An 11719-nucleotide genomic window follows, 5' to 3' on the forward strand; every position below is an offset into this window, starting at 1 on the left:
TACGGGTATATACCCTATATTGCGGGCAGATACCCGCTTATGTCCCAAAAAATTACAGAGCTGTGAGCAGTTCCTGTAATTGTGCTGTCTTCTCAGGCCCAAGCCGGGCCTCGATTTCATCCTGCACCCCATCCCAGAGCGGCGCGCCCGCTTTCAGGATCGCATGCCCTTCCCTCGTCACGGTCAGCATCGCTTCCCGTTGATCCTCGCCGTGACCGATGGCCACCAGACCCATGCGAGCCAGCACCTTGGCGTTGCGGCCGACTGTGGAACGATCCAGTTCCACCCGCGCGGCCAGATCGGTCAGCGAGACAGGCGCGGTGCGGTTGATATTCCGCAACAGGCTGAACTGACCGATATTGACGCCAAGCGGCGCCAGCGCCTCGTCATAATAAGACGAAACCTTGCGGGATGCTTTGCGCAACAGAATGCAGTGGCAACGATCATTTGGCATTTGTCTCGGGTATATACCCGTAAATTTCTATGCGCAAGAGGCGACTGAAAACTATCGACGGGAAAGACCGCGCGCTCGGATCACAGCGTAAAAACAAACCCCGGTTTTAGGCCGGGGGTTGATATCAGTATCGGGCCTTATCTCAGGCAGAGAGCCTGCGGCCGCTTGCCACCAGCAGGCCGGCAACGCCATCAAGCCAGCCGGCTTTCAGCTCCAGCGCCAGGAAACGGCTGCGCTCGAACGGGCCGGGCATGATGAGGTGCTGGGCCTTGTCGGGGAAAAAGCCGAAGCGCTCGTAATAAGGTGCATCGCCAACCAGAAGAACGGCGCCGTGGCCTCGCTTGGTTGCCTCGGCAATGGCAGCGCGCATCAGCGCCGAGCCGATGCCTTTCCCCTCATGGGCGGCATCGACGGCCAGCGGGCCGAGCAGCAGCGCTTCGACGGCGCGGCCTTCGCGCGAGATGCCGGCCTCGACGTTCCACAGGCGCACCGTGCCGATGACATGGCCGTCCTCATCGCGGGCGACGAGCGCCAAGCCTTCGGCCGGAACGCGGCCGGCGCGCAGCTTTTCGGAAGACTTGCGGCGGCGGCCTGCGCCCATGGCGCGGTCCAGCAGGTTCTCACGGGCGACGACATCGCCCGGATTTTCCTGATCGATATGAAATGTCTGCGGCGTGAAAAACGACCGTACCGAATTCAAAAGAGCGGCCATCCTTGGCCTCCCGTCACACTACCGCCCACACGCGGCCCTTGATGAAAATTGGTGGAGCCGTTCCGGCCCGCCGACACGCTTTCCTCGGCTGGAAGAGGTGCAGCAAGCAGGGATTTGCGCAACAGCACAATCGGCAGTGCCGGAACGGAAGCTTGGTCGAGACGCCGCCCTTTTCAGCGGACGGCGCTCGGACTTTTTGACCTGCGCATCGGGTTTTCCGAAAACCGCGTTACACTTTTCGGCCCGATGCTTAGATGACGTAAGCCTTCAGCGGTTCGAAGCCGTTGAAGGCGACCGCCGAATAGGTGGTCGTATAGGCGCCCGTGCCTTCGATCAGAACTTCGTCGCCGATGGTCAGAGAGACCGGCAGCGGGTACATGTTCTTTTCATACAGCACATCGGCGCTGTCGCAGGTCGGGCCGGCCAGAACGCAGGGCTCCATCTCGTCCTGATCGCGCTCGGTGCGGATCGGGTAACGGATCGCCTCGTCCATCGTCTCGGCGAGACCACCGAATTTGCCGATGTCGAGGAACACCCAGCGGTGGTTGTCATTGTCGGACTTCTTCGAGACAAGAACGACTTCCGCCTTGATGACGCCGGCATTGCCCACCATGCCGCGGCCCGGCTCGATGATCGTCTTCGGGATCTGGTTGCCGAAGTGCTTGCGCAGTGCCGTGTCGATCGCCTGGCCGTATTCTTCGGCAGCCGGAACGTCGCGCAGATACTTGGTCGGGAAACCGCCACCCATATTGACCATCTGCAGGTGGATGCCCTGCTTGGCAAGCGACGCAAAGACGCGCTTGGCATCGGCCAGCGCCGCATCCCATGCGTCGAGATTCATCATCTGCGAACCGACGTGGAAGGATACGCCGTAGGATTCGAGACCGAGCTGATGGGCGTAAACGAGAACGTCGACAGCCATCTGCGGCACGCAGCCGAACTTGCGCGACAGCGGCCATTCCGCACCTTCGCCATCCGTCAGCACGCGGCAGAAGACGTGCGCGCCGGGAGCGGCGCGGGCGACCTTCTCGACTTCCTCATGGCTGTCCACGGCGAAGAGATCGATGCCGAGCGCATGGGCGCGTGCAACATCGCGTTCCTTCTTGATGGTGTTGCCGAAGGAGATACGGTCGGCCGTCGCACCGGCATCGAGCGCCATCTGGATTTCAGCCACGGAGGCGCAATCGAAGTTGGAGCCGAGCGAAGCGAGCAGCTTCAGGATTTCCGGAGCCGGGTTTGCCTTGACGGCATAGTAGATGGCGCTGTTCGGCAGGGAGTGCCGGAAAGCGTTGAAATTGTCGCGCACGACGTCGAGATCAACCACGAGGCAAGGGCCTTCGGGACGTCGGGTCTTGATGAAGTCGAGAATGCGTGCAGTCGTCATCGATGTATTCCCTGTTAAACCGGCTTCGGAAAAATCCGAAGGACAAAGGACGCTCGAGATATGCATTCGAATCAGCCGGTGGAGGCGCAGAATCGATAGCATACGCTCAAGGCGCGAATGTGAACGACGCCCTGCCAGAGCATCATTCGGCTTTGTCTGCCATTGATTGGAGGGAATGACCCGACCGCACTTCAGGCAATGATGGTGTGCCTCTTTAGTACCCCGGCTGATGGAAAGCCGGCAGAGAACCAGAAAGGCCCGCACCGTCGTTGCTTCGTATGTCCTCGCATTTCCCGGTTGGCCGGAATAGCGACTGGAGGGGTTAGTTCCAGGTACCTTACCTAAATCCTCACCACATCGAGGACTCGGCGGACACACATGGGCACGTGCGACTTTGGGCAGCACGGGAGATAAGAATATTCGCAGTCATAATCAAGAGGATTTTTTCGCCAAAGAGCGGATTTTTTCGGCAATGAATTAAGGGTTGAACAGTCCGTCCTCGCCGTTCAATTATATGGAACGAACCGGAGGATTTTCATGGACACGCTCACCCGCATCCGCGCCTTTATCGATGTCGTCGAAGCGGAGGGTTTTTCCGCCGCGGCGCGCAAGACGGGGCGATCCAAGGCGCTCCTGTCCAAATATGTGCGGGAACTGGAGGACGATCTCGGCGCGCTGCTCCTCAATCGCACCACCCGGCAGTTCTCGCTGACGGAGGCCGGGCACACCTATTACCGCACGGCTTCCGACATTTTGAAGGAGATCGATAACCTTGCCGATCTGGTGCGCGAGAAGAATGCCGATCTGAAGGGTAAGCTCAGGATTTCCGTTCCTCGCACCTTCATCGACGCCGATGTCGGCCAGAGCCTGATCGACTTCGCCAAGGAAAATCCAGAACTCTCGCTCGAAATCGTCGCGGAAGACCGATTCGTCGATCTGATCGAGGAGGGTTTCGATCTCGCGGTTCGGATAACCCGGCTGGAGGATTCGGGCCTCATAGCCCGCAAGCTTTCCGATTTCCGGGTCTATGCGGTGGCGACGGCAGATTTCGTGGCGAAACACGGGCCACTCCATGGCCCGCAGGATTTCTCCCGCGTCCCCTTCATCATCGACACCAATACACGGTTTCACAATACGGTGCGGTATCTGGAGCCGGATGGCGGTTCGAACTCCGTCACCATCAGCGGACCGATCGAGGTCAACAGCCCGCAGGCGACGCTGCGCGCCGCCCGTGCCGGGCTCGGCATCGCGCTCGTGCCGGATTTCATCGCCAGACCCTATATCCAGTCCGGCGAACTGGTGACGCTGTTCGACGATTATATTTCCAAGGACAGGGGTATCTATGCGGTCTATCCGCATCGCCGCTACCTGCCCGCCAAGGTGCGCAGCTTCGTGGACTATCTCTCGGCCTGGTTCAGGAAGAACGGGTAGCCCGCAAAATGAAACGCCCGCCTTGCGGCGGGCGTCGGTACTAGCGGAAAATCAGATCAGAATGGCGAATCCGGGAAGTAGAACTGCTCGGCATTGTCCTTGGTGATCAGCGTCGCATCGAGGATATATTCACCCGCGACCGGCACCTGATCGTAGAAGTGCCCAGCGGTCAGTTGCATGGCTGTCGCCACCATTGCCGGCGGATAGAGTACGTCGACAGGCACCAGCTTGTCGCCGTCCATCACCTTCTTGATCATGTCCTTGGAGCCGGCGCCCGCAACGATATACTGGATATCGGTGCGTTTCGCCTGCTGGATGGCTTCCAGCACGCCGATAGCCATGTCGTCATCCTGACACCAGACCACGTCGATCTTCTTGTATTTGGTCAAATAGTCCTGCATCACACGGAAGGCGTCGTCGCGGTTCCAGTTGCCGTACTGGCGGTCGAGAACCTTGACGTTCGACCCTGCGATGCCCTTGTCGAAACCATCCTGACGCTGCTGGTCGATCGGGATCGGCAGACCGCGAATGACCACGACTTCGGCATCCGGCGTCGTCTTCTTGATGTATTCGCCGGCCACCTGGCCAAGCGCGGGGTTGTTGCCGGCAACATAGAGATCGCGGATCGAATTGTCGTTGACACTCGGCGCGCGGTCGACCAGCGCGACGAAGGTGCCCTTGTCCTTGATCTCCTTGATGGCGTTGACCAGCGGATCGGGATCGGATGGCAGCACGACAAGCGCATCGAGCCCCTGCACGGCAAGATCCTGCAGCGCATTTGCCTGATTGGCGGCGTCCGGCGACGTCTTGACGATGACGTTGAGGCCCGGATGCTCCTGCATCAGCAGCTTCGCCACACGCTCGGCATGATAGACGACGCCCGCCGTCCAGCCATGATCGGCCGCTGGAATGGAAACGCCAATGGTGACCTTCTTGTCCTGCGCGTGAGCCGGACCCGCCAGCACCGCAGCCAGCGCGGCAAAGGCCACGCCGATGAATTTTCTACGCATAGTCTCTTTCCTCCCAAGACCGGGGCGTTCCTCCTTCGACCGCGCCTGCCCCACTGGCGCGGCGTGATACGTCACCTGCGGCTGAGCGAGCGCTGCACCAGCATGGCGATGATGATGATGGCCCCCTGAATGGCGCCGATCAGATATTCGCTGACGAAGTTCGACAGGATCATGATGTTGCCGACGATCTCCAGAATGAAGGCTCCGCAGATCGTCCCCCAGATGCGCCCTACCCCGCCTCTCAGCGCCGTGCCGCCGACGACGACGGCGGTGATGGCCTGCAACTCCCACAACATGCCTGTGGTGGCCGAAGTGGAAGCGAGGCGCGGCACGTAAAGCAGCACCGCAACGGCGACACACAGCCCCTGCACCACATAGGCGATGGTGCGCACCCGGGTGACCGAAATACCGGAATAACGCGCTACATCCTCACTGGAGCCGACGGCCGTCAAATGCCGGCCGTAACGGGTGCGATAGAGCACGAAGGCGGCGATTGCAGCGGTGACGAAGATGACGATGACCGGCACCGGCACGCCGAAGACATTGCCGAAATAGACCGGACGATAAAGCGTCTGGATTTCCGGATTGCGCAGCGTGATCGCCCCGCCCTGCGACAACCATGTGGTCAAGCCGCGATAGATGCCCATGGTGCCGAGCGTGGCGATGAAGGGCTCGATACGGCCGATGGTCGTGATGAGACCGTTCGTCAGCCCACAGGCAGCACCTATGGCGAGCGCCAGCGCCATGGCGGTGAGCAGCATTAAAAGCGGACTTGCGATGACGCCGCTATTCATGAACAGGATCATCAGGCTGGCGACGAATGCGACCATGGCCCCGACGGAAAGATCAAGCCCGCCCGATGTGATGACGTAAGTTGCGCCGAGCGCGATGATGGCGATGAAGGCGCTGCGCGTAGTGACGTTCAACAAATTGTCGATGCCGATGAAATTGGGATTGGCGATGGCGCCGAGAACCAGCAGCAGGGCCAGCGCCACGAACGGCGCGACGGCGCGCAGGTCCCAGTCCTTCGAGGTCTTCGGCGTTTTGCCGTTGTCAAATGCGGCCTCAGTCATATTTCCCCTCAGTCTCTTTTGTCAGGCCATGTTTCCCGGGACACGGGCGCTCAGGCGGGTTCCTGCGTATGAACGCCCGTCGCCAGTGTCACGATGTCGTTCTCGGTCATGCGCTCACCCGTCACCTCACCGACGATCCGGCCCGACCGCATCACCAGAATGCGGTCGCAAATGCCGATCAGCTCCGGCATTTCCGAAGAAACCACGATGATCGAACGCCCCTCATCCGCAAGCCTGGCGATGAAGCGGTAAATTTGCTCCTTGGTGCCGATATCGATACCGCGCGTCGGTTCGTCGATGATGACGATGGATGGATCGAGCAGCATCATCTTGGCCAGCAGAAGCTTCTGTTGGTTGCCGCCGGAAAGCTGGCCCGCCAGCAAATCCTTGCGGCCGGTGCGGATGTCGAAATCCCGGACCGCATCATCGAGCGCCGCCGTTTCCCGGCGGGTATCGATCTGAAACAGCCGGCTGAATTTCTTGAGCGCGGCAAGCGTGAGATTGACACGCAAATCCTTGGCGAGCAGCAGGCCCTTGCCCTTGCGGTCCTCGCTCAGGTAAACGATTCCGGCCTTCAGGCTGTCTTCCGCCGTTGCGAAATGCACCGGCCTGCCGTGATGACGCACCGTTCCCCGACCGGCGCGCAGGCCGAGTATCCCCTCCATAAGCTCCGTTCTGCCCGCGCCAACCAGACCGGCAAAACCGAGGATTTCGCCCCTGCCCAGGCTGAAACCGGCATCCTGAGCATAGGCCGGAACGGTAAAATGCTCCACCTGCAGAACCGGCTCGTGTTCTCCGCCGGCGACACGGTCCGGATAAAGCTTGGCGACGTCGCGCCCCACCATCAGACGCGCCATATCCGCAGGCTCCAGCGTCGATGCCGGATGGGAGGCGACCAGTCTGCCGTCTCGCAGAACCGTCACCCGGTCGGCGATCTCCTTCACCTCCGGCAGACGATGCGAAATATAAAGCACGGCCACGCCCTTCGCCCGGATGTCCCTGATGACATTCAGCAGCGCATCCGTTTCGATGGGGGTAAGGCTCGCCGTCGGCTCATCGAAAATGACCACCCGGTGCGGCACCAGCAGCACACGGGCGATCTGCACGAGTTGCCGCTGGGCAATCGACAGGCTGCCGACAATGGCGTCCGGATCGATCGTACCGCCAAGATCGGCGATCGCCTTGCGGGCACCGGCGCGCATCGCGCGATCATCCACCGTCGGACCTCTGCATAATTCACGGCCGAGATAGATGTTCTGCGCCACCGTCAAATCCGGGGCCAGCAATATTTCCTGATGCACGAGGACGATGCCGCGATGTTCGGCGTCCACCGGTCCGGTGAGCGCAACGGCCTCGCCATCGATGCGGATTTCCCCGCCCGACGGCTTCTCATTGCCGGCCAGAAGCTTCATCAGCGTCGACTTGCCGGCGCCGTTCTCACCGATGATCGCGTGGACCTCGCCGGCCTGCACCGCAATCTCGATGTCCTTCAGAACCTGTACCGGACCGAAAGACTTCGATAGCCCAACCGTCCGGATCAAGGCCGGGTCTGGAGATTCGTCAGCAAAAGCCATGCGCCCTCACCGGTGTCCCGTAGGAACGGACGGCGCTTGTCCCTTAATTTTATTTGAAATGACCATGTGCGAACTCCTCCCAAAGCCCGAAGAAGAAGCTAGCGTTCGTTTTGAGGTACGTAAAGCAATTTTCGCTGGTCTTTTAGAATACACTCAAATTTGACCGTATGAACCGCAAACCAGAAGGTCCCGGAAGTCCCGTCATGATGCGGAGGAGCGCTGGAAACCCTTCATCAGGCGGTGCACGGCTTCGGCACCTTCCCTGGCCAGATCGAAACGCTTGCCGAACAGCAGCCAGTCGGAGCACATGCCTTTCAGCAGCCAGTATAGCGCATCGAGCGCAGAGTCCGCCGTCCAGTTGTCGTTGAATGCGCCTTCCGCCTGCGCCCGTGCGAAAGCGGCCTCGAGCCGATCCTTGTGATACCGATCCAGTTCTTCCTGCGCGTGCAGCACCGGAGCGAACTCATCGGAGTAATTGGTGCGCAGGCTGATGGTCATGATGCGCTGGCGCTGTTCATCTTTTGAAAGAAGCGTCAGCCATTTGCAGGCGGCTTCCTCGATCTTGGCGAGCAGAGCCAGCCCCTTGACGTCGGGGTCGCCGAAATCGAGCAAATCCGATTCCGGCAGGGACACCGATTGATAGAGGCCGATAAAGAGATCGCTCTTGCTGGAAAAATGCCAGTATATGGCACCACGCGTGACGCCGGCCGCAGCCGCCACCTCATCCAGAGAGCTGTTGGCCACACCCTTCTTGAAGAACACCCGCTCGGCGGCGGCAAGGATCGCCTGACGCGTCTCTTCTGCCTCGGCCTTGGTTCGGCGCATGCTGATGCCTCCTTCCAGTCGCGGCACGGCGCTTTCGCACCGTACCTTGTTTGCAGTGCCGGGCTGTCAGCCAAATGAACGCATTCATGTGACTTTTCGCCCAGCTGTCACACCCGTTTTATTCCGCTGGCGATACGGCGTCAGCAGCAATCTCGCTGCCCTTCTTCCGATCCCCGAAAATCTTCATGACAAAGACGAAGAAGACGGGAACGAAGAAGATCGCGAGGATCGTCGCCGAGATCATGCCGCCGAGAACCCCGGTACCGATGGCGTTCTGGCTCGCCGCACTGGCACCAGATGCGATCGCCATGGGCAACACACCGAGCGAGAAGGCAAGCGAGGTCATCAGGATCGGCCGGAAGCGCAGATGCGCCGCCTCCACCGTCGCATCATAGGTGGATTTTCCTTCCGCCCGCAAATCCTTGGCGAATTCGATGATCAGGATCGCGTTCTTGGCCGAGAGACCAATGATGGCGACAAGACCCACCAGGAAGTAGACGTCGTTCGGCATGCCGCGCATCATCACCGCCGCCACCGAACCGATGACCCCGAGCGGCACCACCAGCATGACGGAGAGAGGGATGGACCAGCTTTCGTAAAGCGCGGCCAGCAGCAGGAAGACGAACAGCACGCTAAGGCCGATCAGGGCCGGCGCCTGTGAGCCCGACTGGATTTCCTGCAGCGACTGGCCGGTCCATTCGAAACCGAAACCACCCGGCAGTTCGCGCGCCAGACGCTCCATTTCGGCAATCGCATCGCCGGAGGAGTAACCCGGTGCGGACTGGCCGCTGATACGGATCGCAGGATAGCCGTTATAACCGACCACCTGCGAGGGGCCGCGCACCCATTCCACCGAAGCGAATGAGCTGACCGGCACCATGCCGCCATTGGCGTTGCGGACGTTGAGGTTCAAAAGATCCTCGGTCTTCATGCGCTGGCCCAGCTCCGCCTGCACCGTCACACGCTGCATGCGGCCGGCATTGGGGAAGTCGTTGACATAGGACGACCCCATATTAGCCGAGATGGTGGCGTTGATGTCGCTGAAGGTCACACCGAAGGTATTGGCCTTTTCACGGTCGATGACGAGATTGACCTGCGCCGCATCCGGCATGCCTTCGATGCGAAGACCGGCAAGGATGGGGCTCTGGCGGGCGGCGGCCATGAGTTGGGCGCCCGCTGCGCTGAGCGCGGTCTGACCGGCACCCGACCTGTCCTGAAGACGGAAGGTGAAGCCGCTCGAGTTGCCCAGACCCTGAATGGGCGGCGGCGACAAGGCAAAGGACATCGCGTCTGGAAGTCCCCACAGCTTGCCGTTGATCCGGGCGGAGATAGCGGCAGCCGAATCCTCCGGCCCGCGTTCGCTCCAGTCCTTCAGCGTCGCGAAAGCGAGACCCGCATTCTGGCCGGAGCCGGAGAAGGAGAATCCCGAGATCGCAATGACGCGCTCCACCGCCGGCTCTTCCATGAAGATTTTCTCGATCTGCTGGATGGATTGCAGCGTGCGCTCGGTGCTGGCTTCCGCCGGCGCCTGAATATCGACGATCAGATAGCCCTGATCCTCGTTGGGCAGGAACGAGCTTGGCAGCTGCATATAGGCCCAGCCGAGACCGGCAAGCAGCGCCGCATAGATGATCATGAAACGGCCGGAGCGCTTGATGATGCCCCCCACCGACGAGGAGTATTTGTGCGACGCCTTATCGAAATTGCGGTTGAACCAGCCAAAAAATCCTTTTTTCTCGTGATGCCCTGCCTTGATCGGCTTCAGGAAAGAAGCACAGAGCGCGGGCGTGAGAGACAGTGCCAGGAAGCCCGAAAACAGGATGGAAACCACCATCGTCAGACTGAACTGCTGGTAGATGATGCCAACGGCTCCGGGGAAAAAGGCCATCGGTACGAACACCGCGGTCAGCACCAGCGTGATGCCGATGATGGCGCCCGAAATCTGGCCCATGGCCTTGCGGGTCGCCTCCTTCGGCGGCAGATGCTCCTCCGCCATGATGCGCTCAACATTTTCCACGACAACAATAGCGTCGTCCACCAGAATGCCGATGGCGAGAACCATGGCGAACATGGTGAGCACGTTGATCGAGAACCCCGAGACATACATGACGGCGCAGGTGCCGAGCAGCGCCACGGGCACCACCAGTGTCGGAATGATCGTGTAGCGGATGTTCTGCAGGAAGACGAACATCACCACAAAGACGAGGATCATTGCCTCTATCAGCGTGTGAATGACCTTCTCGATCGAGATCTTGACGAAGGGACTGGTATCATAGGGTATCTCATACTCGATGCCCTGCGGGAAATAACGTGACAACTCCTCCATCGTCGCGCGCACGCCTTCGGAGGTCTGCATGGCATTTGCCGTCGGCGACAGCTGGACGCCGATGGCCGCACTGGGTTTGCCGTTGAGACGGCTCGAGAAATTGTAGCTCTCGCCCCCCACTTCGACACGTGCGACATCACGCAGCCGCACCGATGAGCCATCGGGATTGGCGCGCAGCACGATGGAGCCGAATTCCTCGGGCGAGGTCAGCTGGCCCTGGACGTTGACGGTCGCGGAAATCTGCTGGCCGACGGGGTTCGGCGATGCGCCGATGCGGCCGGCGGCAACCTGCGAGTTCTGCGCCTGAATGGCGTTGATGACATCGTCCGAGGTCAGGCTGAGGCCCAACATCTTGTCGGGATCCATCCAGATGCGCATGGAGCGCTGGGTGGCGAACAGCTGCGCGCTACCGACACCCGGCACACGGCGCAATTCACCCAGCACGTTGCGGCTGAGATAATCGCCAAGACCGATGGCATCGGTGTTGCCGTCGACGGAGGTCAGCGCCACCATCATCAGAAACGATGTGCCGGCCTGTTCCACACGCAGTCCCTGTTGCGTCACAGAGCGCGGCAGACGGGGTTCGACGCGTGCAATGCGGTTTTGGACTTCGACCTGGGCTTCACCGATATTGGTGCCGGGCTCGAAGGTCACGTTGATCGAAATACGACCGGAGGATTCCGACGTCGACTCAAAGTAGATGAGACCGGGAACGCCGTTCAGCTCTTCCTCGATGGGCCGGGTAACACTCTGATAGATGTCTTCCGGCGAGGCGCCCGGATAGTTGGTGCCGATCGAAATCTGTGGCGGGGCCACATTCGGATATTGCGCAATCGGCAGCATGGGAATGGCGAGCAGGCCCGCCAGCATGATGAAGATGGCGACGACCCAGGCAAAAATGGGCCGATCGATGAAAAAACGTGCCATGGA

9 protein-coding genes are annotated in these 11719 nt (G+C 60.4%); 1 reads left to right on the plus strand and 8 read right to left on the minus strand.

Annotated features, from left to right (window positions below; all coding sequences use genetic code 11):
- Positions 1-52 precede the first annotated feature (52 nt).
- From BS627_RS16410 to odc2, 3 genes are all read right to left on the minus strand, one after another.
- Complete coding sequence (locus BS627_RS16410; RefSeq protein WP_077984245.1) at positions 53-454, minus strand: MarR family winged helix-turn-helix transcriptional regulator; 402 nt, start codon at positions 452-454, stop codon at positions 53-55.
- 142 nt (positions 455-596) lie between these two features.
- Positions 597-1166 carry a GNAT family N-acetyltransferase gene (locus tag BS627_RS16415; RefSeq protein WP_077984246.1) on the minus strand — a complete coding sequence of 190 codons (570 nt, stop codon included), beginning with the start codon at positions 1164-1166 and terminating at the stop codon, positions 597-599.
- Positions 1167-1416: 250 nt separating this feature from the next.
- Entirely contained in the window at positions 1417-2550 is a 1134-nt protein-coding gene (gene odc2, locus BS627_RS16420; protein WP_077984247.1) for an ornithine/lysine decarboxylase, read from the minus strand.
- Positions 2551-3087: 537 nt separating this feature from the next.
- Between odc2 and BS627_RS16425 the strand changes: the two genes are divergently transcribed.
- Entirely contained in the window at positions 3088-3981 is an 894-nt protein-coding gene (locus BS627_RS16425; RefSeq protein WP_077984248.1) for a LysR family transcriptional regulator, read from the plus strand.
- 56 nt (positions 3982-4037) lie between these two features.
- Here the strand turns inward: BS627_RS16425 and BS627_RS16430 are convergent, their stop codons facing one another.
- The 5 genes from BS627_RS16430 to BS627_RS16450 all read right to left on the minus strand — a co-directional run bounded on the left by BS627_RS16430 (position 4038) and on the right by BS627_RS16450 (position 11716).
- The gene (locus BS627_RS16430) at positions 4038-4991 is read right to left on the minus strand and encodes a substrate-binding domain-containing protein (RefSeq protein ID WP_077984249.1); all 954 of its coding nucleotides are present in this window, start codon (positions 4989-4991) and stop codon (positions 4038-4040) included.
- A gap of 71 nt (positions 4992-5062) precedes the next feature.
- Positions 5063-6064 carry an ABC transporter permease gene (locus BS627_RS16435; RefSeq protein ID WP_077984250.1) on the minus strand — a complete coding sequence of 334 codons (1002 nt, stop codon included), beginning with the start codon at positions 6062-6064 and terminating at the stop codon, positions 5063-5065.
- A 50-nt stretch (positions 6065-6114) separates the two neighbouring features.
- The gene (locus BS627_RS16440; RefSeq protein ID WP_077984251.1) at positions 6115-7638 is read right to left on the minus strand and encodes a sugar ABC transporter ATP-binding protein; all 1524 of its coding nucleotides are present in this window, start codon (positions 7636-7638) and stop codon (positions 6115-6117) included.
- A gap of 201 nt (positions 7639-7839) precedes the next feature.
- Positions 7840-8463, minus strand: coding sequence for a TetR family transcriptional regulator (locus BS627_RS16445; protein WP_077984252.1), 624 nt, complete (start codon positions 8461-8463; stop codon positions 7840-7842).
- A 118-nt stretch (positions 8464-8581) separates the two neighbouring features.
- Positions 8582-11716 (minus strand): efflux RND transporter permease subunit, encoded by a 3135-nt coding sequence (locus BS627_RS16450; RefSeq protein WP_077984253.1) that lies wholly within the window; start codon positions 11714-11716, stop codon positions 8582-8584.
- Positions 11717-11719: the final 3 nt, after the last annotated feature.

Origin of the sequence: Agrobacterium salinitolerans, from assembly GCF_002008225.1 — a bacterium.
Classification (GTDB): Bacteria; Pseudomonadota; Alphaproteobacteria; order Rhizobiales; family Rhizobiaceae; genus Agrobacterium; species Agrobacterium salinitolerans.